Source organism: Williamsia maris (genome assembly GCF_024171815.1).
Lineage (GTDB): Bacteria > Actinomycetota > Actinomycetes > Mycobacteriales > Mycobacteriaceae > Williamsia_A > Williamsia_A maris.
On record NZ_JAMTCJ010000003.1, the window covers coordinates 218,867 to 241,407 of the forward strand.

Sequence of the window (22,541 nt, forward strand, 5' to 3'; positions counted from 1 at the left end):
ATGGCGAAGGCACAGGCGACGAAAGAGGCGAAGGCGGCTGCGAAGGCCGCTCGGAAGAAGGCGTCGCGCGAACGCCGGACGCAGCTCTGGCAGGCGTTCAAGATGCAGCGCAAGGACGACAAGCTGCTGCTGCCGCTGATGATCGGTTCCCTCGTCGGCATCATCGCCGTCGCGGTGATCGCCGGTCTGCTGACCGGCGCACTGGTGTTCCTGCTGCCGTTGGGCATCCTGCTCGGACTGCTGGTCGCGTTCGTGATCTTCGGTCGCCGCGTGCAGAAGAGCGTGTTCGCGAAGGCGGAGGGCCAGGCCGGCGCCGCGGGCTGGGCGTTGGACAACCTGCGCGGTTCGTGGCGCGTGAAGCAGGCCGTGACCGGTAACGCCCACCTCGACGCCGTGCACCGCGTGATCGGCAAGCCGGGCGTGATCCTCGTCGGCGAGGGCTCGGCGTCGCGTCTGCGCACGCTGCTCGCGCAGGAGAAGAAGAAGATCGCCCGCGTCGTCGGCGACACCCCGATCTACGACGTCATCGTCGGCAACGACGAGGGCCAGGTGCCGCTGAAGAAGCTGGAGCGCCACCTCAACAAGCTGCCGAAGAACATCAACGGCAAGCGGATGGATTCGCTGGAGTCGCGGCTGTCGGCCCTGGGTGGCCGTTCCGGCCCGGGGATGCCGAAGGGTCCGATGCCCGCAGGCGCGAAGATGAAGAACGTGCAGCGCTCGATGCGTCGTCGCTGACGCGCCCGGTCCGACTCAGCGGGTGCGGACGAGCGCCGTCCCGGTCGCGCGATCGTGCATTCCACGGCCCTCGGCGTCGTTGAGAAGCGGCGGGACGATGAAGACGATCAGCACCGCGCGGGCCAGCGCGCGGATGATGCCGACCGATCCCCCACCGTCGATGCGGGCGACCCGCATCCCGACGATGAACTGTCCGGGCGTGAACGAGAACAGCGTCACCGTCACCACGCCGACCACGAACCACACGGCGAGCACGGTGGTCGACAGCGTCGGCGACAGGAAGTCGACGAACAGCAGCGACACGCCGTAGCAGAGCACCCAGTCGACGAACAGACCCAGGACGCGCTGCCAGGACGACGCCAACGAGTTGGGGCCGGACTCGGCCAGGCCCAGGCGCTCACCGCGATAGGCGCCGATGTCGACCGGATCGAGACCGGCCTGCGGACCTGACAACCACGAACCAGTAGTACGACCCATGAATCCACTATAGGTGCGTATCCGGCCAGACCGCGGCGGCTAGTGTATTGGGTGCGCAACACCACCGTTCACGATCGTGTCTCGCTGCGCAGCGATCTCTCATCACAAAGGAGTCACCGACAGGTGTACAGCACACAAGAAGAACTTCTCGAAGGCATCAAGAACGAGGGAGTCGAATACGTCGACATCCGCTTCTGCGACCTGCCCGGGGTGATGCAGCACTTCTCCATCCCGGCGTCTGCCTTCGACGAGAGCGTGTTCGAGGACGGCCTGGCGTTCGACGGTTCGTCGGTGCGCGGCTTCCAGTCGATCGACGAGTCCGACATGATGCTCCTGCCGGACCCGGCGACCGCGCGGATCGATCCGTTCCGCAAGGCCAAGACCATGAACGTCAGCTTCTTCGTGCACGATCCGTTCACCCGTGAGGCCTACAGCCGCGATCCGCGCAACGTCGCACGCAAGGCGCAGGACTACCTCGCCAGCACCGGCGTGGCCGACACGTGCTTCTTCGGCGCCGAGGCCGAGTTCTACATCTTCGACTCCGTGTCGTTCAGCTCCGAGATCAACTCGACCCACTACGAGGTCGAGTCCTCCTCGGGCTGGTGGAACTCCGGATCGCCCGTCGATCCCGACGGCACCCCGAACCTGGGTTACAAGGTCCGCCCCAAGGGTGGGTACTTCCCCGTCGCCCCGTACGACCACTACGTGGACCTGCGCGACGAGATCTCCACGAACCTGACCAACTCGGGCTTCGAGCTCGAGCGCGGCCACCACGAGGTCGGCACCGGCGGTCAGACCGAGATCAACTACAAGTTCAACACGCTGCTGCACGCTGCCGATGACGTGATGCTCTTCAAGTACATCTGCAAGAACACCGCGTGGCAGAACGGCAAGTCGGTCACCTTCATGCCCAAGCCGCTCTTCGGCGACAACGGGTCGGGCATGCACGCCCACCAGTCGCTGTGGAAGGACGGCAAGCCGCTGTTCCACGACGAGGCCGGCTACGCGGGTCTGTCTGATCTGGCGCGCCACTACATCGGCGGCATCCTGCACCACGCCCCGTCGCTGCTGGCGTTCACCAACCCGACGGTGAACTCCTACAAGCGACTCGTGCCCGGCTACGAGGCCCCGATCAACCTGGTCTACAGCCAGCGCAACCGCAGCGCCTGCGTGCGTATCCCGATCACCGGCAACAACCCCAAGGCCAAGCGCCTGGAGTTCCGTTGCCCGGACAGCTCGGGTAACCCGTACCTGGCGTTCGCCGCGATGATGATGGCAGGCCTCGACGGCATCAAGAACAAGATCGAGCCGCACGAGCCCGTCGACAAGGACCTCTACGAGCTCCCGCCGGAGGAGGCCAAGGGCATCCCGCAGGCCCCCACCTCGCTGTCGGCGGTCATCGACCGGCTCGAGGAGGATCACGACTACCTCACCGCCGGTGGCGTGTTCACCGAGGACCTGATCGAGACCTGGATCTCGCTCAAGCGTGAGAACGAGATCATGCCCGTGCAGATCCGTCCGCACCCGTACGAGTTCTCGCTGTACTACGACTGCTGAGTCCCCGACTCGCGCACGTCGAGACACCCGCCCGGCCTCTGGCCGGGCGGGTGTTTTCGTATGGTTGCCTCCTGCGGGTGGTGTGGGCCGATACAGTCCGAAGTGACAACGGGGACAACGGCCACGGAGCCGAACCCGCACCCCACGACAACGCGAAGGTGGCACACCATGAGCTTTGAGCAGGCAGCCGAGCGAGCAGACGAGGCGGCCGGCATCGCGGCGATCGCCAAGGCCCACCTCGAGGAGGACCGCGGACACAAGCTGCTCGCCGAGTCGGTCGAGATTCTCGCGCACGCCGTCGCCGCCCTCGCCCGCGCGCAGGCCCCGACGACCTGACTCACCCCGTGGTGAGGGACACCTCGAGCGCCCGATGATCGGATCCGGGCACGTCGAAGGTGTTCAGCGACACCGCCGTCAGCCCGCGGGCGAGCACATGGTCGATCCCGATGAGCGGCCCGTACCAGTGGTTGCTCGGGTAGGTGAACCGCCACCGACCGCCGACCTGCTCGGTCGCGTCACGGAATCCGTTGCTCAGCAGCGCGCGGAACTGGGCGTGGTCCCAGGTGGCGTTGAAGTCGCCGCTGACGATCACGTTCTGCGCCGTCGACGCGTGCAGGGTGTCGCGCAGGAGTTTCATCTCGCGGACCCACCGGGACGGGTCGTAGGGGTATGGCGGGATCGGGTGCACCGCGAACACCGTCGTGCCCTGCGCCCCGGGCAGGTCGACGTCGGCGCGCAGATTGTTCAACCCGAAGTCGGTGAGCTGCGCGGTGTCGCGCAATGGATACCGACTGAAGATCCCGGTACCGACCCCACCCGTCCCGGGGACCGCGAACTCGTACGGGAGCATCGACCGCAGGTCGGTCCGACGTAGCCGGTCGAGCGCCGCCGGTGTCATCTCCTCGATGGTCAGCAGGTGCGCACCGCTCGAGCGCACCCGTGCGACGACCGCGTCGACGTCACCGGCGCCGAGTTTGATGTTGGCCTGCACCACCGTGATGCGTTCCCCGCCGGGATCGGCGACGCCGCGCAACAGCGGTGCCTGCGTCCAGACACCGACGCCGAGAGCGATGACCGTGAGGACGACGGTGATCCACCGTCGGGTCAGCGCCAGGATGATCAGGGCGGGTACCCCGGCGGCGATCAACAGCGGCACGGCGCTCGCCGCGGCCGTCGAGACCCGGCCGCGGCCGGGGAAATAGTGCAGCCAGATGGCGCCGACGGCCGCGGCGAGCAGCGCCCACCCGACGACGACCGCGACGAAGTAGACGATCTTGACGAACGCGGAACGGTGCGCCAGGCGCTCCCCCGTCCGCACCCGCGGCCGACCCGATCGCCGCGATCTCACCCGCCGAAGACCTTCAGCACGACCGACTTCGCCCGCCGTGTCACGCGCAGGTAGTTCTCCAGGAACTCGTTGGCCTGATCCTCGGGCCACCCGGCGGCGAACGCCACCGCGCGCAACTGTTGTCCAGGGCCGGGGAGTTGGTCGATGGCCTTGCCGCGCACCAGGACCAGCGCGTTGCGCGCCTTCGTCGCGGTGAGCCACGCCTCTTTGAGCAGCGACACGTCGGTCTCGCTGAGCAGTTCGGCCGAGCCGATGGCGTCGAGGGTCTGCAGGGTGGAGGTGTTGTGGAACGTCTGCAGCCGGTGCGCGTACCGCAGTTGCATCAGCTGGACGGTCCACTCGATGTCGGCGAGACCGCCACGACCGAGCTTGGTGTGCATCGCCGGATCGGCGCCGCGGGGAAGTCGTTCGGCGTCGACGCGGGCCTTGATGCGACGGATCTCGCGCACCGCGTCCGGCGACACTCCCCCGGCGGGATAACGGATCTCGTCGGCCATGTGCAGGAACGCGATACCCAGCTGGTCGTCACCCGCGCACTCGCGTGCGCGCAGCAGCGCCTGGATCTCCCACGCCTGCGCCCACTGCCGGTAGTACGCCGCGTAGGCCGCCAGTGTGCGCACGACCGGCCCGTTGCGACCCTCCGGCCGCAACCCGGTGTCCACCTCGAGCGGCGGATCGGCGCTGGGCGTGCCCAGCAGTTTGCGTACGCGATCGGCGATGGTGTTGGCCCAGCGCACCGCGACGGCCTCGTCGGCGTCAGGCAGCGGATCGCAGACGAACAGCACGTCGGCGTCGGAACCGTAGCCGAGTTCGCCACCACCGAGGCGCCCCATCCCGATGACCGCGATCCTCGCGGGTGCGGGCTCCCCGCGTTCGGCGACCGAGGCGTCGATCACCACGCGCAGAGCGGCGTTGAGCACCGAGGCCCACACACTCGACAGCGCTCGGCACACCTGCGCCACGTCGAGCATCCCGAGGACGTCGGCGGATGCGATGCGCGCCAATTCGGCTCGACGATGCGACCGGGCCACGGCGATGGCGCGCTTGGGGTCCTTGGCGCGGATCGCCGACGCCACGAGGCCGCGGGCGACGTCGTCGGGGTCGACCTCGATCAGCCGCGGCCCGTTCGCCGAGTCGGCGTAGAGGCGGATGACGTCGGGCGAGCGCATCAGCAGGTCGGCGATGTAGGCCGACGCACCGAGCACCTTCATCAGCCGCTCGGCGACGACACCCTCGTCGCGCAGCAGCCGCAGGAACCAGTCGTGTTCGCTGACCTCGTCGCACAGCCGCCGGTAGTTCAACAGACCGGCATCGGGATCGGGTGTGCGGCTGATCCATTCGAGCAACGTCGGCAGCAGCAGTTCCTGGATCTGCCCGCGCCGCCCCTTCGACGTCAGCAGTGCTCGCAGGTGACTCAGCGCGTGTTCGGGTTTGGCGTAACCGAGCGCGGAGAGCCGTCGGACCGCGGCGTCGTCGGACAGGCGCAACTCGTCCTTGTCGAACCGGGCGACCGCCTCGAGCAACGGTCGGTAGAACAGCTTCTCGTGCAGCCGACGGACGCGGTGGGCCTGCCGACGGATCTCCTCGCGCAGCGTGGTGGCGGCGTCGAGCTGTCCGTCGGGTCGGATGTGCGCGGCACGGGCGAGCCACCGCATCGACTCGACGTCGTCGAACTCGGGCAGCAGGTGGGTGCGCTTGAGCTTCTGCAGTTGCAGGCGGTGTTCGAGCAGTCGGAGGAACTCATACGACGCGGTGAGGTTGGCGCCGTCGTCGCGGCCGACGTAGCCGCCCGCGGTGAGCGCCGTCAGCGCCTCGACGGTGGACAACACGCGCAACGACTCGTCGACGCGACCGTGGACGAGCTGCAGCAGCTGCACCGCGAACTCGACGTCGCGCAGACTGCCGCTGCCGAGTTTGAGTTCACGTTCGCGCAGACCGGCGGGGACGGTGCTCTCGACCCGTCGCCGCATGGCCTGGACCTCGTGGACGAAGTCCTCGCGTTCGCTGGCCTCCCACACCATCGGCGAGACGGCGGCGAGGTAGTCGCGGCCGAGCGCCATGTCCCCGGTCATCGGCCGGGCCTTGAGCAACGCCTGGAACTCCCAGGTCTTGGCCCACCGCTGGTAGTAGGCCACGTGCGACGCGAGGGTCCGGGTGAGCGCGCCTGCCTTGCCCTCGGGGCGCAGCGCCGCGTCGACCTCGAAGAAGGCCAGCGAACCGATCCGCATCATCTCCCCGGCGATCCGCGCGGAGGTCGCGTCGGCGGGTTCGGCGACGAAGATGACGTCGACGTCGCTGACGTAGTTCAGTTCGCGGGCACCACCCTTGCCCATCGCGATGACGGCGAGGCGGCCGTCGAACGGCTTGTCGCCGAGCACCTCGGTGACCGCGACCGACAGCGCGGCGGTGAGGGCACAGTCGGCGAGATCGGCGAGGAACTGACCGACCTGCGGGAACCACAGGACCGGCTCGTCCTCGACCGCGGGCGCGAGATCACGTGCCGCGAGTTGCAGCAGGATGTTGCGGTAGGCCGACCGCAGCGCGACGACCGCGGGCGGACCGGTGGTCGAGGCCCGGTAGACGGGCCCGGGGTCCGCACCGGATTCGGCCACCGCGCCGACGGCGTCGAGCAGCTGGTGCAACATCTCGTCGGTGGTGGGCAGGTCGTCGCAGTCGAGCAATCGCCAGGTCGCCGGTTCGGCCACCAGGTGATCGCCGAGGGCCTCCGAGGAGCCGAGCACGCCGAACAGCCGACCGCGGAAACACGGACGGGTACGGATGAGGACGTCGACCTCGGTCCAGTCCTCGCCCACCGATGCGCGCAGACGCATCAGTGTCCGCAGCGCGAGGTCGGGGTCGGGCGCACGCGACAGCGACCACAGCAGCGGAATGGATTCCGGTGTGTTCCAACCGAGGGTGGCGAGATCGGAGCCGGCCGTGTCGTCGATCAGCCCGAGACGCCCCGGCGCGGGCACCGTGGTGCGCGTGGCAAGAGGTCTCACGCCCACGACGGTAGCCGTCGCGGTCCGGCGTCGGTGCGCAGACTCCTCGAACACGCCGGGTCAGCGGGCCGAGGGGCGTCCTACAGCGCCAGGTACCGGTTGAGCTCGAACGGCGTGACCAGACTGCGGTACTCGTTCCACTCCGACCACTTGTTGCGCAGGAAGTAGTCGAAGACGTGTTCGCCCAGTGTCTCGGCGAGCAGTTCGGAGGACTCCATCGCCTTGAGTGCGTCGGCGAGGCTGCCCGGCAGTTCCTTGTAGCCCATGGTCCGGCGTTCGGCCGACGTCAACGACCACACGTCGTCCTCGGCCTCGTCGGGCAGTTCGTAGCCCTCGGCGACACCCTTGAGTCCGGCGGCCAACAGAACCGCGAACGTCAGGTAGGGGTTGCAGGCCGAGTCGGGACTGCGGACCTCGATGCGCCGCGACGACGCCTTGTTCGGGGTGTAGAGCGGCAGTCGGATCAACGCCGACCGGTTGGCGCCGCCCCAGCTGGCCGCGGTGGGCGCCTCGCCGCCGTGGATCAGCCGCTTGTAGCTGTTGACCCACTGGTTGGTGACGGCGCTGATCTCCGACGCGTGGTGCAGGATGCCGGCGATGAACTTCTTGCCGGTCTCGGAGAGCTGCATCGGGTCGTCGGGGTTGTGGAATGCGTTGGTGTCGCCCTCGAACAGGCTCATGTGGGTGTGCATGGCCGAACCGGGGTGCTCACTGAACGGCTTGGGCATGAACGTCGCCCACACGCCCTCGGCCATGGCCACCTCTTTGACGAGGTAGCGGAAGGTCATGACGTTGTCGGCCATCGAGAGCGCATCGGCGTAGCGCAGGTCGATCTCCTGCTGGCCGGGCGCGCCCTCGTGGTGGGAGAACTCGACCGAGATGCCCATCGACTCGAGCGCGTCGATCGCGTGGCGACGGAAGTTCGGTGCGCTGCCGTGGACCACCTGGTCGAAGTAGCCACCGGTGTCCGAGGGGGTCGGTGGGGTGCCGTCGGTGGGCGCGTCCTTGAGGAGGAAGAACTCGATCTCCGGGTGGACGTAGCAGGTGAAACCCTGGTCGGCGGCCTTGTTCAGCTGCCTGCGGAGCACGTGCCGCGAGTCCGCCCACGAGGGCGTCCCGTCGGGCATGGCGATGTCGCAGAACATGCGGGCCGAGTGGTGCTTGCCGTTGCTCGTCGTCCACGGCAGGACCTGGAAGGTCGACGGATCGGGCTTGGCGATGGTGTCGGCCTCCGACACCCGCGAGAAACCCTCGATGGACGAACCGTCGAAGCCGATCCCCTCGACGAAGGCGCCCTCGAGTTCGGCCGGGGCGATGGCCACCGACTTGAGGTAACCCAGCACGTCGGTGAACCAGAGTCGTACGAATCGAATGTCTCGTTCTTCGAGCGTCCGAAGCACGAATTCCTTTTGACGATCCATGCTCGAAGGCTAGAAGTGCGCTGTTAAATCCGTGTTACGGACGCACTTCAGGTGGAATTTCCAGCACGTTTGCGGGGCTGGTCTCAGCATGTGGTACCGACGGCGGGCAAGGTGAGATCAACGAGGTAGCGGGTGAGCGGGGCGTCGAGACATTCCACGCCCTCGAACGACGCGGTGTGCTGGGTGCCCTTGAACGTCATGAGTCGCGCCCGCAACTGGTCGGCCAGCGACACCCCCGCCTCATACGGGGTGGCGGGGTCGTCGGTCGTCGACAACACGACCGTCGTGGGCAGTCCCTTCGCATCGATCCGATGCGGGGTGGAGGTCGGCGGTACCGGCCAGTAGGCGCACTCGTCGGCCGCACCGCGACCCGATCCCCGTCCGTCGTCGCGGAAGGGGGCCGATGCACGCAACGTCACGTCGAGCTTGTCCAACGCGGCGCGGTCGGTGATGGCCGGCCCGTCGACGCAGCGGATGGCGGTGAACGCGTCGGCGCTGTTGTCGTACCGACCGGACCGATCGCGGCCCTCGTAGAGGTCGGCCAGGCGCAGCAGGGTGTCACCGCGCCCGGTCGAGAGCTGGGCGAGCCCGTCTCGCAGATACCGCCACAGCGTCCGCGTGTAGAGCGCCTGCCCGGTGCCGGTGATCGCGTCGGCGTAGGTCAGGCCACGCGGATCGGTCGTTCTCGCCGGTCTGCCGATGAGGGAACGGACCAGCTGCTGGTAGCGCGCGGTCACCTTCGTGGGATCGGTACCGAGGGCACATTGCGGCATCGACGCGCAGTCGACGGCGAACCGTTCGAAAGCCCGTTGGAAACCGGCGTTCTGCGCGACGACGTCGGCGATCGGATCGGCCGCGGGGTCGACGGCGCCGTCGTTGATCATCGCGCGGACCCGCGTGGGGAACTGCTCGGCGTAGGCGGCACCGATCCGCGTGCCGTAGGAGTACCCGAGGTAGTTGAGCTGATCGGCACGCAGTGCACCGCGCATCACGTCCATGTCCCGGACGACGTCGGCGGTGCCCACGTGCGCGAGGAAGTCCTTGCCCAGCTTCTGTGCGCACTCCGCACCCACCGAGGCGTTGCGCTTCTGGACCGCGTCGATCCCCGCCGGCGACGTGTCGACCCAGTCCGTCGCACGCACGCGGTCCCGCTCGGCGTCCGAGCGACACCGGATCGCCGGGGTCGATCGTCCGACGCCGCGCGGGTCGAAGCCGATGATGTCGAACCGTTTGCCGATCTCGAGGTCGGCGAATTGTCCTGCGGCGCTGCCCATGAAGTCGACACCGGACCCGCCCGGCCCGCCCGGGTCGGTGAGTAGGACACCCCTGCGGTCACCACTCGCGCCGAGCCGGAACATCGCGATCGAGGCCGTGGCGCCGTCGGGTTTCGCGTAGTCGACCGGCACGGTGAGCCGACCGCATCGGCTGCGCTGTTCGGGGTACTGCCCGTCGGGCAGGAACTCACCGCACGAGCCCCAGGCGATCTGCTGCCCGTAGAAGCGCGCCAGCGTGCCGTCCGCCGGGTCGATCGACGACCCCGGAGCGGCCGACGGACCGGGCACCGACGACGGCCGTTCGGCGACCGACCCGAGACCCGAGGTGCCGCTGGTGCAGGCGGACGCGCCCAGAGCGAGGACCAGGGCGGGCACGATCACCCGGAGGAACCGCCGCGGCGTCGGTCGGATCATCGGCGCATCAGGCGGCATCGAGACATCGGCCCATGGTGCCACGAGTCCACGATGTGACTCATTGCACAGCCTGTCGCAGGTGGGAGACGGCGTCGACGGGTGCACACTGGTCGGGTCACCATCCACCCGGGTACTCGCCGAGCGAGACTCGAGGCACGAAAGAGACAATGATGTCCGAGAATTCTGTGTACGGCGCCGTGTCCACCCCCGCCGATACCGACTCCCCCGCCAAGCCACGCCGCACCACCCGCGTCCATCACCTGGCGCAGATGAAGGCCGAGGGCGAGAAGTGGTCGATGCTCACCGCGTACGACTACTCCAGCGCCCGCATCTTCGACGACGCGGAGATCCCCGTCCTGCTGGTCGGCGACTCCGCGGCCAACGTCGTCTACGGCTACGACACCACCATTCCGGTGAGCGTCGACGAGCTGATCCCGCTGGTCCGGGGCGTCGTCCGCGGCGCACCGCACGCGCTGGTCGTCGCCGACCTGCCGTTCGGCAGTTATGAGGCCGGTGCCCAGCAGGCCCTCGAGTCGTCCATCCGGTTCTTCAAGGAGGGCGGCGCACACGCCGTGAAGCTCGAGGGCGGTGAGCGCGTGGCGGACCAGATCGCCGCACTGACCGCCGCCGGCATCCCTGTCATGGCCCACATCGGCTTCACCCCGCAGAGCGTCAACGGCCTCGGTGGATTCCGTATCCAGGGTCGTGGTGACGCGGCTGATCAGCTGATCGCCGACGCGATCGCGGTCGCCGAGGCCGGCGCCTTCGCCGTCGTGATGGAGATGGTGCCCGCCGACCTGGCCGGGCAGATCAGCCGCAAGCTGACCATCCCCACCGTCGGTATCGGCGCAGGCAACGAGACCGACGCCCAGGTCCTCGTGTGGCAGGACATGGCCGGATTCACCCACGGCAAGACGGCAAAGTTCGTCAAGCGCTACGCCGACGTCGGGGGCGATCTCCGTCGCGCCGCCCAGCAGTACGCCGACGAGGTCCGGCGCGGCACGTTCCCCGGTCCCGAGCACAGCTACTGAGCCATCCGCGGGCGGACACGCGTCCGCCCGCCTCGATGTGACGGCGCCGACCGGGTGCAATTGGGCATAGTGGACCCATGCGCGATTTGTACCCGGAAATCGAGCCGTTCTCCCACGGCATGCTCGACGTCGGTGATGGACAACGGATCTACCACGAGTCCAGCGGACGACCCGACGGCAAACCCGTGGTGTTCGTCCACGGCGGTCCCGGCGGCGGCACGTCACCGGAGCAGCGGCGGTTCTTCGACCCGTCGGTCTATCGGATCGTCCTGTTCGATCAGCGCGGGTGCGGGAAGTCGACGCCGCACATCGCCGACGGCGCGGAGCTGACCTCCAACACCACCGACCACCTCATCGCCGACATGGAGTTGCTGCGAACGACTCTCGGCATCGAGCGGTGGCAGGTGTTCGGCGGATCGTGGGGTTCGACGCTGGGACTGGCCTACGCGCAGACCCATCCCGACCGCGTCACCGAACTCGTGCTGCGCGGCATCTTCCTGCTGCGACGCAGCGAGATCGACTGGTACTACAACGGCGGCGCCGCGCACATCTTCCCGGACAAATGGGAGAAGTACCTGGCGCCGATCCCCGCCGACGAACGCACCGGCGATCTGGTGGCGGCCTACCACCGGTTGCTGAACTCGCCGGATCACGCGGTCGCGCAGGCCGCTGCGACGGCGTGGACGGACTGGGAACAGTCGACGAGCTACCTCCTCCCCCGCCCCGGGTCCGACAACGACGTCGACACCCGCTTCGACCTGGCGTTCGCCTCGATCGAGAACCACTACTTCACCCATCACGGTTTCCTCGACGACGGTCAGTTGCTCCGCGACGCCGACCGCATCGCCGACATCCCGGGCGTGATCGTGCAGGGCCGCTACGACGTGGTGTGCCCCATGCGCAGCGCGTGGGATCTGCACCGGGCCTGGCCCGCCGCCGATCTGCACATCGTCGACGACGCCGGGCACGCGTCGTTCGAGACCGGCATCAAACACCATCTCATCGAGGCGACCGACCGCTTCGGTGCAGCCGAACCGACAGGAGCGAACGCACAGCGATGACCGTCCACGAACAGGTCGAGATCGAGCTCAAGTTCGACGTCGATGCGGGACAACCGATCCCGGATCTGACCACCCTGCCCGGGGTCGCGACGACCACCGGGCCGATCGTGGAACACCTCGACGCGACCTACTTCGACACCGAGAACCTCGACCTCGCCGACCACGCGGTGACGTTGCGACGCCGCACGGGCGGCCACGACGAGGGATGGCACCTCAAGCGCCCGGGCACCGAACGAGGACGCACCGAGCGGCAGGTCCCACTCGAGGCCTCCGGCGGCGACGCGCACGCGGTACCCGCAGAACTCATCGAACCCGTCCGTGTGCACCTGCGCAGTCGCACCGTCGCACCGGTCGCCGCGATCAACACCCGCCGCCAGATCACCGAGGCCCGCGACTCCGACGGCACGCTGCTCGCCGTGCTGTGCGCCGACCTGGTCACCGCCCGGTCGCTGCTGCCCGGCGGCACCGGCCAGGTGTGGTCGGAATGGGAGTTCGAGCTCGTGGCCGACTTCGACGACGACGCCGGCGAACTGCTGGAGAGCGCCGAGACGCTGCTCCGCGCGGCCGGGGCGAGGACCGCCTCGAGCGCGTCGAAACTGGCGCGGGCGATCGGGTCCACACCCGGTCACCGCGACAACCGTTCGCTGCCGAACAGACCGACCGCGCTGGAACTGGTGGTCACCGAACTGGCCCGCCACCGCGACCAACTCGTCGCCTGGGATCCGGCGGTCCGCGCAGACGCCGACGACGCCGTCCACCAGATGCGGGTCGCGACCCGCCGCCTGCGCAGCGTCCTCAAGGCGTTTCCCGGCGTGCTCGACGGTCCCGAGCCGGAACGGCTCGGCGACGAGTTCAAAGAACTCGCCGCGATCCTCGGCGTCGCACGTGACGCCGAGGTGCAGGCGGAGCGCTACCGCGACCTACTCGAGGACGAGACACCCTCGGCCGCACTGGAGTCCGCACTCGTCGAGGCACAGAATCAGCGCTATCACCGGGGATGGAAGACGGCGGTGGCGGCCATGAACTCCGACCGCTACTTCACGTTGCTCGACGCCATCGACGCCCTGCTGGTCGATCCGACGCCCGGCGAGAACGCCCAGGTGCCCGCGCGAGCGGCCCTTCGTGACGCGGTGAAGGCGTCGCGCAAGTCGGTGCTCAAGGCACAGAAGAAGCTCACCCGTCACGACGAGGGGACCCCGGAGTGGACCGAGCAGCTGCACGCGGTCCGCAAGAAGGCCAAGCGTCTGCGGTACGTCGCCGAGGCCGGTGCGACCCTGCGGGGGTCGCGGCACTCCGACGAGGCGCGGACGGCCAAGCGCATCCAGGCCGCCCTCGGCGACGCCAACGACGCCTCGATCAGTCGGGAGGTTCTCGCCGCGGCGGCCGGATCGATCGGCGTCGACCCGGCGGACGCCTTCGTGTTGGGTCGCCTCGACGCGCGCGAACAGGTCGAACACGACCGAGCACTCAAGCGGTACTCCGACGTCGCAGGCGACCTCTGATCCCGCCGGCGGGACACGCGTGGAGCGGGTGCGAACGAGTCGACCTGTAAGCCGGATCCTGTCCCGACCACGAGGATCGGGGGCGATCATCCATCTGGGCACACCGTCGCCGGGTGCCTCGAGCGGTCCACCCGCAGGCTCGGGCGAGCAGCCCTCGAACACCTGCGCAGTCGCACCGTGAGGTGCGACCTTCGACCTTGCTCCGGGTGGGGTTTACCGAGCCGCCGCGGTCACCCGCGGCGCTGGTGCGCTCTTACCGCACCGTTTCACCCTCACCGACCTCGCCCGAGGGCGCGTGTCGGCGGTCTGTTCTCTGTGGCACTGTCCCGCGGGTCGCCCCGGGTTGTCGTTAGCAACCACCCTGCTCTGTGGAGTCCGGACTTTCCTCGATCCTCAGCGTGTCGCCACCACGGCGACCGTTCTGAGTGACCGCGATCGCCCGGTCGGCTCGTTCGCGGGTTTATGATAACTGCCGGGGGTCACCGTCACGTACGCAAGTACAGCGGTGCAATGCTGCGCCAATGTCTTCGGCTTCGGGCCGAGGAGGGGGAAATCTGTCATGCGACGAAAGCTCATCGCCGCTGTGGTCACATCATTCGTGCTGGTCGGCGGGTCGGTGGGGGTCACCGCAACGTCGTCGGCCGCACCGGAGAAGCCATCGGTGGCCGCGCCCGCGGCACCGGCGAAGATCCTGCGGACGGTCATGCTGACCTCGCAGCACGCGCGGCTGACGATCTACTCGCCCGCCATGCGCAAGAACGTCGTCGTCGACGTCCTGGTCCCCCGTGACCGGAAGGCGCCGCGCCCGACGCTGTACATGCTCGACGGGATCGACGCGGGCTTCCAGTCCGGCTACCGCGACAGCGCGTGGACCACCCAGACCGACATCGTCGATTTCATGGCCGACAAGAACGTCAACGTCGTCCTCCCCATCGGCGGCACCGCCAGCTACTACACCGACTGGCAGCGCACCGATCCCGTTCTGGGCGTCAACAAGTGGGACACGTTCCTCGCCACCGAGTTGCCCCCGCTGATCGACAAGACCTTCGAGGGCAACGGCGTCAACGCCGTCGAGGGCGTGTCGATGGGCGCGAGCGGCGCGATGTCGCTGGCCGTCCGTCACCCGGGCCTGTTCCGCGGAGTCGTGGCGCTGAGTGGTTGCCTCGACCTGGTCGATCCGGCTGCAGCCCAGGCCACGCAGGCCAGCATCCTCACCCGGTTCGGCAACCCCGACAACATGTGGGGCGCGGCCGGCAGCGCGGCGTGGCGTCAGCACGACCCCACCACCAACATCAGTGCACTCAAGGGCACCGAGATCTATGTGGCGGTCGGCAACGGCAAGGCCGATCCCCGTCTGGGCAAGGTCGGGCAGGCCTCGGCCATCGGCGGGGTGTTGGAGACCGGGGCACTGATGTGCACCAAGGGTTTCTCCGCCGCGGCACGCAAGGCCGACGTCGACGTCACCTACAACTACCGCAGCGGTCTGCACGCCTGGGGGTACTGGGCCCAGGATCTACACCGCTCGTGGCCGACCGTGGTGAAGGCGCTCGGGCTCCCGGCGGTCGATCCGGCCGACTATCGCTGACCCGTTCGCGGGCCACCGATACTGTTGATCGGTGACCGAGTACGTCGCGCTGCTGCGCGGCATCAATGTGGGCGCGACACGTATCGCGATGGCCGATCTCCGCGCGGAGTTCGAGGCGCTCGGATTGCGTGAGGTGTCGACGGTGTTGGCGACCGGGAACGTGCGGTTCGCCTCCGACCGCACCGACGTCGCCGACCTCCGAGCCGAGATCGAGGCGGCCCTGAGTGCCCGATTCGACTATCGGGCATACGTGTTCCTCCATCCGCGCGACGCGATCCGGGCGGCCCTCGACGGGTATCCGTTCCCCGCCAATCAGCCCGACCGACACTCCTACGTCGTCTTCGTCGCCGAGGACGACGTCCGCGCCGAGTTGCTCGAGGCGGCCGCCGACCTCGATGCCGCCGTCGAACGGGTCGCCGACGGCCACGGCGTCCTCTACTGGGAGGTGGTCAAGAAGATGACGTTGACCAGTCCCTTCGGCAAGGCGCTCGGCCGAGCGCGGTACAAGGCGACGACGACGAATCGCAACCTCCGCACGGTACGCAGCATCATCGCGTGAGCGCCGTCGTCCTGATGGCGGTCGCACTGGCTTTCGCGGTGTGGCGCCCCCGAGGCCTGCCCGAGGCCACCGTCGCGATCCCGGCCGCGGTCCTGGCCGTCGTCATCGGAGCGGTGACCCTCGACCGCGCGTTCGCCGAGATGCGGGCGCTCGCGTCGACGGTGATCATCCTCGCCGCGCTGCTCGTGCTCTCACACGCATGCGGCGTCCTGGGTGTCTTCCGGTGGCTGTCCCAGGTGATCGGCACGGCCGGCAGCGCCAACGGTGGCGGACCCACCCGACTCTTCGCCCTCGCCTTCGGTGGGGCCGCGCTCACCACGGCCCTGCTCAACCTCGACGCCACGGTCGTGCTGCTCACGCCCGTCCTGATCACGATGGCGCGCAGTCTGCAGGTGTCACCGCGACCGATGGGATACGCCACCATCGGACTCGCCAACTCCGCGTCGACGCTGATGCCGGTCTCCAATCTGACGAACCTGCTGGCGTTCGCGGCCACCGGGCTCGGCTTCATCCAGTTCACCGCGATGATGGCGCTGCCGTGGCTGATGACCGTGCTCATCGAGTTCGTGATCTACCGCGTGTTCTTCCGTGCGGATCTCCGCGTGGCACCGCAACGCAGCACCGAGGAGCCGGTACCGGCGCCCATCCCGGCGCTGGTCGTACTGGGGGCGACCCTCGTCGGGTTCGCGCTGTCGTCGACGGTCGGTGTCGAGCCCGTGTGGTTCGCCGTGGCCGGCGCCGTCGTGTTGTCCGTGACGGCCCTGCGCGCGCACCGCACGTCGCTGCGGGCGGTGGCCTCGGCGACGACCCCGCTGTTCCTGTTGTTCGTCCTGGCGCTGGGCGTCCTGGTGGCGGCCATCGCCGACGGCGGCATCGGTCGGTGGGTCGCAGAGATCGTGCCCACGGGTTCCGGGCTCGTCTCTCTGCTCACCATCGCGGCCATCGGCGCGATCGCGGCGAACCTAATCAACAACATCCCGGCCACGCTGTTGCTGCTCGCGGCGCTCGGCACGCAGGCCGATCCCCCGCTGATCCTGGCGATGCTGCTGGGCGTCAACATCGGGTCCAACCTCACCTATGTGGGGTCGTTGGCGAACCTGCTCTGGCGCAACGTGAGTCGCTCGCACGACGCGGAGGCCTCGGTGGCCCGGTTCTCGGCGTTGGGCCTTTTGACGGTCCCGCCCGCGATCGCGGCCTCGGTCACCGCGCTCTGGCTGGTGACCTGAACGACCTCAGAGAAGGTGGTTGGTGTCGTTGACGAGCGTCACCGAAGCGCCGCCGTCGGGGTAGATCTCGGCGATCGACAGCGACGCGAGGTCGAGGTGGAGCCGGAACAGCAGGGACGGTCCGGCGTCGAGCGCGAGCCGCAGGATCGTCTTGATCGGGGTCACGTGGGTGACGACCAGGACAGTGCCGGGTCCGTACTGCGACACCACATCTCCGGTCGCCGCCCGCACCCGGGTGGTCACGTCGGCGAAGCTCTCCCCGCCCGGTGGAGCCACGCTGATGTCACCCATCCACCGCTTGTGCAGGTCCGCGTCCCGTTCGATGGCCTCACGGAACGTGAGCCCCTCCCACTCGCCGAAGTCGGTCTCGGTCAGCCCCTCGTGGGTGTGCACCGGCAGCCCGAGGCGGCCGGCCACCGCGTCCGCCGTCTCCTGCGCCCGGCCCAGCGGGGAGGCGACGATGGCGTCGATCCCACCGAGCGTGGCGAGCCGGTCCGCGGCGCGTCGAGCCTGATCGCGGCCGAGTTCGGTCAGTTCCGGATTGCCGCGACCGCTGTAGCGGCGGTCGACCGACAGCGCGGTCTGCCCGTGTCGCAACAGGATGAGCTTCGTCGGCGCACCGACGGTCGCGGTCCACCCGGGGCCGGCGGTCACGGCCGCCGCGGGAGCCGCCGACGGCTGGGTCGTCGATGTCGATGTGTCGGTGTCGCCGAGGGCGTCCATGGCCTCGTTGGCCAGCCGGTCGGCGTGGGAGTTCTGTGCTCGCGGGATCCAGCTGAACTCGATGTCGGTGAACCGGCCCGCGAGCTCCTGCGCCTGGCGGGCCAACGGGATCATGTCGGGGTGTTTCACCTTCCACCGGCCCGACATCTGCTCGACGACGAGCTTCGAGTCCATCCGGACCGTCACGCGCTCGGCGCCGAGTTCGGCGGCCGCGCCGAGTCCGGCGATCAGACCGCGGTACTCGGCCACGTTGTTGGTGGCGGTGCCGATGTACTCCTTGCGTTCGGCGAGTACGAGCTCTCCGGTGTGGTCGAAGACCACCGCGCCGTATCCGGCGACACCCGGGTTGCCCCGTGAGCCGCCGTCGGCCTCGACGATGACCGCCATCGCGTCGACGGACACCGGCCTACAGGCCGGACTCGTGGGTACGGATCAGCACCGCGCCGCATTCGTCGCACCGCACGACCTCGTCGGGGGCGACCTTGCCGATCCGGCTCAGGGTGCCGCGGTCGATCTCCATCCGGCACGCACCGCATCGGGCCTGGCGCAGCAGCCCGGCGCCGGTCTTGCCCAGGGTCACCTGCTTGTCGTAGACGGCGAGCAGGGCCGGATCGACCTCGGCGCGGATCTTCTCACGCTTGGCCACCGCGACCTCCGCTGATGCGTCGACATCGGCGCGTACCTCGTCCACCTTCGCGGTGGCCTCGGCGATCTGGGTCTCGGTGTGCGACACCAACGCCTGGGACCGGAGCTCCTGCGATGCGGTCGCCTCCTGGCGCTCCATCACCTCGAGCAGTTCGTCCTCGAGCACTCCGCGTCGGCGGCCGATGCCTGCGATCTCGTGTTCGAGTTCGACGAGGGCCTTGCCCGCCATCGTGCCGCCGTTGAGCAGCTGGGAGTCCTTGGTCTCGCGTGTGTTGAGCACCGCGATCTCGTTCTCGAGTCGCCGTACCTCGCGGTCGAGGTCCTCGGCGGCGATCTGGGCACTGACCGTCTCGTCGCGGTACCCGCGCATCGCCACGTCGAGTTCGGCCAGCGCGGCCACCTCGGGGGCATGGCCGCGGCGATGGGTCAGCCGCAACACCTCACCGTCGCAGTCGGCCAGTTCCAGCAGCAACCTCTGATCGGCCGGATCTGCCTTCATAACGCAGCGGTGTCCCTTCGTCGTCCGTGATGTTCGGTCTGTGATGTTTGGTCTGGGGTGTTCGGGGGCGTTCGGTGTCGCGAGCCTACCGCTGTGGGGCCGATCCCCAGCTCACGCCTGGGGTCCGGCGTGCATCGTGAAGCGATCGGTGGTGTCGCCGTACTCGTGCACGACCAGCGACGGGTCGTGTGCGGCGAGCACCGAGGACACCTGCGCGCACCACGGGAACTCCGTCGCCCAGTGCCCGGCGTCGATCACCGCGAGTTCGTGCTCACGGAGATGCTCGTCGACGGGGTGGTGTCGCAGGTCGGCGGTGACGAAGACGTCGGCCCCGGAAGCGGCTGCGGTGTCGATGAGCGAGTCGCCGGCGCCGCCGCAGACCGCGACAGTGGTGACGGTGGACTCGGGATCGCCGGCCGCGCGCACCCCCCACGGCGCGACGGTCAACGACCTCGCCACGTGGTCGGTGAAGTCGCGCAGCGACATCGGATCGGGCAGCCGCCCGATACGACCGAGACCGGTGTCGGTGGCGACCGGAACCGTCTCGAGCAGATCGAAGGCGGGTTCCTCGTAGGGATGCGCGTCGCGCAACGCGGCCAGGACCGCCTCTCGGCGCCCGCGGTCGGCGACCATCTCCACCCGGTCCTCCACGACGGACTCGACCTGCCCGACCGTTCCGATCGTCGGATGGGCCCCCTCGCCGGGACGGAATCGGCCGGTCCCGGTGACCGACCACCGGCACTCGCTGTAGTCGCCGATCTCGCCCGCGCCGGCGGCGAACATCGCCTCGGCGACACGATCGGTGTCGGTCTGCGGGACGAACACCGCCCATTTGTCCATCGCCGGCGTCGTGGTCGGTTGCAGCGGAAGCATGTCGACGAGCCCGAGCGCGTCGCCGAGGGCGTCGGAGACCCCGGGGCGCGCGATGTCGGCGTTGGTGTGCGCGGTGTAGAGCGCGCATCCCGACCGGATGAGTCGATGCACGAGGCGCCCCTTGGGGGTGTGCGCCCCGACCGTGTCCACGCCTCGCAACAGCAGGGGGTGGTGTGCCACGACCAGTTCGAATCCGCCTCCGACCGCGGCGTCGACGACCGCGTCGGTCACGTCCACGCAGGTGAGGACCGCGGTGACCGCGTCGGCGGGGTCACCGCACACCAGCCCCACGCTGTCCCATGACTCGGCCAGATGCGGCGGGTACCGCGTCTCCAGCAGTTCGATCAGTTCGGCCAACACGGCCATGTCAGATCACGTCCTTCCAGGCGTCGAGCAGGCGGCGCACCGTGGCGGGATCCCGCACGGCCAGACGCAGATGATCGGGCGTCATACCGACGAAGTTGGCGCATGAACGGACCGCGACTCCGCGCTGCGCGAGGTGCTCCTTGACCGATGTCCCGTCGGCGACCCGGACCACCACGAACGACGCGGCCGGGGTCCCGCACACCTCGATCCCGGCCTCGGTCAGCGCGGCGACCATCGCGTCGCGGTCGGCGGTGACCGTCTGCGCCTCCCGGTACGCATGCGCGTGCCCGCGCTCGCCCAGGCACATCTCGAGCGCGGCGAGTTGCAGCGTGCCCAGCGCCCAGTGCGGCCGGGTCGCGGCGAGTCGCGCGACGACCGGCGCGGCGGCGAGGAGGTACCCCGCCCGCAGGCCGGCGAGCGCGAACGTCTTGGTGATGCTGCGGATGACGATGACGTCGTCGAATCGCGACGACGCGAGGCTCTCCGGCTCCCCGACGGTCACGTCCGCGAACGCCTCGTCGACCACGATGATCCGGCCGGGTCGGCGGAGGGCCTCGACGGCCGAGCGCGGATGCAGCACCGAGGTCGGATTGGTGGGGTTGCCGAGCACGACCATGTCGACGGCGTCGTCGATCTCGGCGGTGTCGAGTCCCCACGGTTCGCTCACGACCACCTGATCGATGTCGATGCCCGCCGACCGCAGGACGCGTTCGGGCTCGGTGAACGACGGTTGGACGAGCGCGACGCGGCGGGGGCGCAGGTTCGGCAGGAGTGCGAACCCCTCGGCCGCACCGGCGAGCAGCAGGATCTCCGACGCGGGCCGACCATGTGCCTCGGCCACCGCGGTCGTCGCGGCGAGTTCGTCGGCCCGGGAGGGATAGCGGGCCACGTCGTCGACCCGGTGGCGCAGTTCGTCGCGCAGCCAGGCGGGGGTCTCACCCCGGACGTTGACCGCGAAGTCGACCATGCCCGCGGTCGCGTCGACGTCACCGTGCCGGTCGAGCGCGGTCAGATCCGCGTCCGTCTCGTCGGGACGCACCACACCGAATGTCACAGCGGTCCAGCCTACGGGGAGAATGAGGCGGTGCCGCTCACCATCGACCCCGCCCATCCGTCGACGTTGTTGCTGTTCGACCTCGACGGGACCATCACCGACTCGTTCGACGGGATCGCCAACAGCTTTCGCCATGCCCTGACCGTGGTGGGGCACCCGGATCCGGATCCGGCCCTGCTCGCGGGGATCGCCGGTCCGCCCATGCTGGACACGTTGAACTCCCTCGGACTCGCCGGCGAGTCGGCCGACGCCGCGATGGCCGCCTACCGCACCCGCTACAACGAGGTCGGCTGGCTGGAGAACTCGGTGTTCCCGGAGATGGCCGCGGTGCTGGCCGACCTGCAGGCCGCGGGGCGACGGATGGCGATCACGACGTCGAAGAACCAGACCACCGCGCGGCGGATACTCACCCATTTCGGACTGGCCGACCACTTCGAGTACATCGCGGGCGCCAGCGACGACGGGTCGCGTCGGACCAAGAGCGACGTCGTCGCCCACGCCCTGGGCCACCTGGGCGTCGCGACCTCGGACGACCGTACGACCGACGTGGTGATCATCGGCGATCGGGAGCACGACATCGACGGCGCAGGCGAATTCGGCATCCCTGCAGTGCTTGTCGGGTGGGGTTACGCTCTCGAAGGTGAATCCGACGGCGCCCGGTGGGTGGTCGGGACGGTCGAGGAACTGCGAGAGGTGCTGGGTGTCTGAGCGTTGTCACGTCACATTCGTGTGCTCGGGAAACATCTGTAGGTCGCCCATGGCGCAGAACATCTTTCGTGACGCCGTCCGCGACGCCGGACTCGCCGACCTGGTGTTGGTGGACAGCTGCGGCACCGGCGCCTGGCACGTCGGCGAACCCGCCGACGACCGGGCCCGCACCGAGCTGCGTCGCAGCGGTCACGATGACGAGCACGTCGCAGCGGCGATCGGTCCCGAACACACCTCGGCCGACCTGCTCGTGGCCATGGATTCCGGACATCTGCGTGCGCTGACGAAGAAGAAGCTCGCCGATCGCAGTCGCCTGCTCCGCAGCTTCGACCCCGACGCCGGCGACGACCTCGATGTCGCCGACCCCTACTACGGCGGCCCCGAGGACTTCGCGACCGTCCGGGCCCAGGTCGAGGCGGCCACCCCGGGCCTACTCGCGTGGGTGCGGGAGCAGCTCACGCAGCGGTGACGCGCGCCGTGT

At 69.0% G+C, this 22,541-nt stretch carries 20 protein-coding genes and 1 other RNA gene; 11 read left to right on the forward strand and 10 right to left on the reverse strand.

What is annotated here, in order from left to right; translation table 11 throughout:
* Positions 1 to 735, forward strand: a complete 735-nt coding sequence (locus tag LX13_RS14345; protein ID WP_253662014.1) for a DUF4191 domain-containing protein — start codon at positions 1 to 3, stop codon at positions 733 to 735.
* Positions 736 to 750: 15 nt separating this feature from the next.
* Here LX13_RS14345 and LX13_RS14350 read toward each other — a convergent pair whose 3' ends face one another.
* Positions 751 to 1,212, reverse strand: coding sequence for an RDD family protein (locus LX13_RS14350; protein ID WP_188490087.1), 462 nt, complete (start codon positions 1,210 to 1,212; stop codon positions 751 to 753).
* Positions 1,213 to 1,335: 123 nt separating this feature from the next.
* Between LX13_RS14350 and glnA (LX13_RS14355) the strand changes: the two genes are divergently transcribed.
* Together glnA (LX13_RS14355) and LX13_RS14360 are read left to right on the forward strand one after the other, a co-directional pair.
* The gene (glnA, locus tag LX13_RS14355) at positions 1,336 to 2,769 is read left to right on the forward strand and encodes a type I glutamate--ammonia ligase (protein WP_188490086.1); all 1,434 of its coding nucleotides are present in this window, start codon (positions 1,336 to 1,338) and stop codon (positions 2,767 to 2,769) included.
* A 168-nt stretch (positions 2,770 to 2,937) separates the two neighbouring features.
* Positions 2,938 to 3,105 carry a hypothetical protein gene (locus LX13_RS14360; protein ID WP_253662015.1) on the forward strand — a complete coding sequence of 56 codons (168 nt, stop codon included), beginning with the start codon at positions 2,938 to 2,940 and terminating at the stop codon, positions 3,103 to 3,105.
* 1 nt (position 3,106) lies between these two features.
* Here the strand turns inward: LX13_RS14360 and LX13_RS14365 are convergent, their stop codons facing one another.
* The 4 genes from LX13_RS14365 to LX13_RS14380 form a co-directional block, all read right to left on the reverse strand.
* Complete coding sequence (locus LX13_RS14365; protein ID WP_253662016.1) at positions 3,107 to 4,117, reverse strand: endonuclease/exonuclease/phosphatase family protein; 1,011 nt, start codon at positions 4,115 to 4,117, stop codon at positions 3,107 to 3,109.
* Entirely contained in the window at positions 4,114 to 7,119 is a 3,006-nt protein-coding gene (locus LX13_RS14370) for a bifunctional [glutamine synthetase] adenylyltransferase/[glutamine synthetase]-adenylyl-L-tyrosine phosphorylase (protein WP_253662017.1), read from the reverse strand. The genes LX13_RS14365 and LX13_RS14370 overlap by 4 nt, the downstream gene beginning before the upstream one ends.
* Before the next feature lie 80 nt (positions 7,120 to 7,199).
* Complete coding sequence (glnA, locus tag LX13_RS14375; RefSeq protein ID WP_253662018.1) at positions 7,200 to 8,540, reverse strand: type I glutamate--ammonia ligase; 1,341 nt, start codon at positions 8,538 to 8,540, stop codon at positions 7,200 to 7,202.
* An 83-nt stretch (positions 8,541 to 8,623) separates the two neighbouring features.
* Positions 8,624 to 10,228, reverse strand: coding sequence for an alpha/beta hydrolase (locus LX13_RS14380; protein ID WP_372499943.1), 1,605 nt, complete (start codon positions 10,226 to 10,228; stop codon positions 8,624 to 8,626).
* Between the two features lie 170 nt (positions 10,229 to 10,398).
* Between LX13_RS14380 and panB the strand changes: the two genes are divergently transcribed.
* The 3 genes from panB to LX13_RS14395 all read left to right on the forward strand — a co-directional run bounded on the left by panB (position 10,399) and on the right by LX13_RS14395 (position 13,822).
* Positions 10,399 to 11,259, forward strand: coding sequence for a 3-methyl-2-oxobutanoate hydroxymethyltransferase (gene panB / locus LX13_RS14385; RefSeq protein ID WP_253662020.1), 861 nt, complete (start codon positions 10,399 to 10,401; stop codon positions 11,257 to 11,259).
* 77 nt (positions 11,260 to 11,336) lie between these two features.
* Complete coding sequence (gene pip / locus LX13_RS14390; RefSeq protein ID WP_253662021.1) at positions 11,337 to 12,320, forward strand: prolyl aminopeptidase; 984 nt, start codon at positions 11,337 to 11,339, stop codon at positions 12,318 to 12,320.
* On the forward strand, positions 12,317 to 13,822 hold the full coding sequence (locus tag LX13_RS14395) for a CYTH and CHAD domain-containing protein (protein ID WP_253662022.1): 1,506 nt from the start codon (positions 12,317 to 12,319) through the stop codon (positions 13,820 to 13,822). The genes pip and LX13_RS14395 overlap by 4 nt, the downstream gene beginning before the upstream one ends.
* A 31-nt stretch (positions 13,823 to 13,853) precedes the next feature.
* Here LX13_RS14395 and rnpB read toward each other — a convergent pair.
* Positions 13,854 to 14,273, reverse strand: an RNA gene (gene rnpB / locus LX13_RS14400) — RNase P RNA component class A.
* Positions 14,274 to 14,381: 108 nt separating this feature from the next.
* On the opposite strand from rnpB, the gene LX13_RS14405 reads away from it, so the two are divergent.
* Genes LX13_RS14405 through LX13_RS14415 form a run of 3 tightly spaced genes read left to right on the forward strand, consistent with a single transcriptional unit; the run spans position 14,382 to position 17,192 of the window.
* A complete protein-coding gene (locus LX13_RS14405) occupies positions 14,382 to 15,407 on the forward strand; it encodes an alpha/beta hydrolase (protein WP_253662023.1) in 1,026 nt (341 codons plus the stop codon).
* Positions 15,408 to 15,438: 31 nt separating this feature from the next.
* On the forward strand, positions 15,439 to 15,966 hold the full coding sequence (locus LX13_RS14410; RefSeq protein WP_253662024.1) for a DUF1697 domain-containing protein: 528 nt from the start codon (positions 15,439 to 15,441) through the stop codon (positions 15,964 to 15,966).
* Between the two features lie 14 nt (positions 15,967 to 15,980).
* Positions 15,981 to 17,192 carry an SLC13 family permease gene (locus tag LX13_RS14415; RefSeq protein WP_253662758.1) on the forward strand — a complete coding sequence of 404 codons (1,212 nt, stop codon included), beginning with the start codon at positions 15,981 to 15,983 and terminating at the stop codon, positions 17,190 to 17,192.
* A gap of 6 nt (positions 17,193 to 17,198) precedes the next feature.
* Here the strand turns inward: LX13_RS14415 and LX13_RS14420 are convergent, their stop codons facing one another.
* The 4 genes from LX13_RS14420 to cobC form a co-directional block, all read right to left on the reverse strand.
* On the reverse strand, positions 17,199 to 18,302 hold the full coding sequence (locus LX13_RS14420; RefSeq protein WP_253662759.1) for a bifunctional RNase H/acid phosphatase: 1,104 nt from the start codon (positions 18,300 to 18,302) through the stop codon (positions 17,199 to 17,201).
* 19 nt (positions 18,303 to 18,321) lie between these two features.
* Positions 18,322 to 19,059, reverse strand: a complete 738-nt coding sequence (locus tag LX13_RS14425) for a zinc ribbon domain-containing protein (protein ID WP_253662025.1) — start codon at positions 19,057 to 19,059, stop codon at positions 18,322 to 18,324.
* 111 nt (positions 19,060 to 19,170) lie between these two features.
* Positions 19,171 to 20,298: a Nif3-like dinuclear metal center hexameric protein gene (locus LX13_RS14430; protein ID WP_253662026.1), complete on the reverse strand. Its 1,128-nt coding sequence runs from the start codon at positions 20,296 to 20,298 to the stop codon at positions 19,171 to 19,173.
* Between the two features lies 1 nt (position 20,299).
* Entirely contained in the window at positions 20,300 to 21,352 is a 1,053-nt protein-coding gene (gene cobC / locus LX13_RS14435) for an Rv2231c family histidinol phosphate aminotransferase CobC (RefSeq protein WP_253662027.1), read from the reverse strand.
* Between the two features lie 30 nt (positions 21,353 to 21,382).
* Between cobC and LX13_RS14440 the strand changes: the two genes are divergently transcribed.
* Positions 21,383 to 22,060 carry an HAD-IA family hydrolase gene (locus LX13_RS14440; protein WP_253662028.1) on the forward strand — a complete coding sequence of 226 codons (678 nt, stop codon included), beginning with the start codon at positions 21,383 to 21,385 and terminating at the stop codon, positions 22,058 to 22,060.
* Positions 22,053 to 22,529, forward strand: a complete 477-nt coding sequence (locus LX13_RS14445; RefSeq protein WP_253662029.1) for a low molecular weight protein-tyrosine-phosphatase — start codon at positions 22,053 to 22,055, stop codon at positions 22,527 to 22,529. Before LX13_RS14440 ends, LX13_RS14445 begins: the two co-directional genes overlap by 8 nt.
* Positions 22,530 to 22,541: the final 12 nt, after the last annotated feature.

Excerpts from the sequence above, each read along its gene's own strand:
- LX13_RS14345 (WP_253662014.1), top strand. The coding sequence starts at position 1 with ATGGCGAAGGCACAGGCGACGAAAGAGGCGAAGGCGGCTGCGAAGGCC.
- LX13_RS14350 (WP_188490087.1), bottom strand. The coding sequence starts at position 1,212 with ATGGGTCGTACTACTGGTTCGTGGTTGTCAGGTCCGCAGGCCGGTCTC.
- LX13_RS14360 (WP_253662015.1), top strand. The coding sequence starts at position 2,938 with ATGAGCTTTGAGCAGGCAGCCGAGCGAGCAGACGAGGCGGCCGGCATC.
- glnA (WP_253662018.1), bottom strand. The coding sequence starts at position 8,540 with ATGGATCGTCAAAAGGAATTCGTGCTTCGGACGCTCGAAGAACGAGAC.
- LX13_RS14380 (WP_372499943.1), bottom strand. The coding sequence starts at position 10,228 with ATGATCCGACCGACGCCGCGGCGGTTCCTCCGGGTGATCGTGCCCGCC.
- panB (WP_253662020.1), top strand. The coding sequence starts at position 10,399 with ATGTCCGAGAATTCTGTGTACGGCGCCGTGTCCACCCCCGCCGATACC.
- pip (WP_253662021.1), top strand. The coding sequence starts at position 11,337 with ATGCGCGATTTGTACCCGGAAATCGAGCCGTTCTCCCACGGCATGCTC.
- LX13_RS14395 (WP_253662022.1), top strand. The coding sequence starts at position 12,317 with ATGACCGTCCACGAACAGGTCGAGATCGAGCTCAAGTTCGACGTCGAT.
- LX13_RS14405 (WP_253662023.1), top strand. The coding sequence starts at position 14,382 with ATGCGACGAAAGCTCATCGCCGCTGTGGTCACATCATTCGTGCTGGTC.
- LX13_RS14415 (WP_253662758.1), top strand. The coding sequence starts at position 15,981 with ATGGCGGTCGCACTGGCTTTCGCGGTGTGGCGCCCCCGAGGCCTGCCC.
- LX13_RS14420 (WP_253662759.1), bottom strand. The coding sequence starts at position 18,302 with ATGGCGGTCATCGTCGAGGCCGACGGCGGCTCACGGGGCAACCCGGGT.
- LX13_RS14425 (WP_253662025.1), bottom strand. The coding sequence starts at position 19,059 with ATGAAGGCAGATCCGGCCGATCAGAGGTTGCTGCTGGAACTGGCCGAC.
- LX13_RS14430 (WP_253662026.1), bottom strand. The coding sequence starts at position 20,298 with ATGGCCGTGTTGGCCGAACTGATCGAACTGCTGGAGACGCGGTACCCG.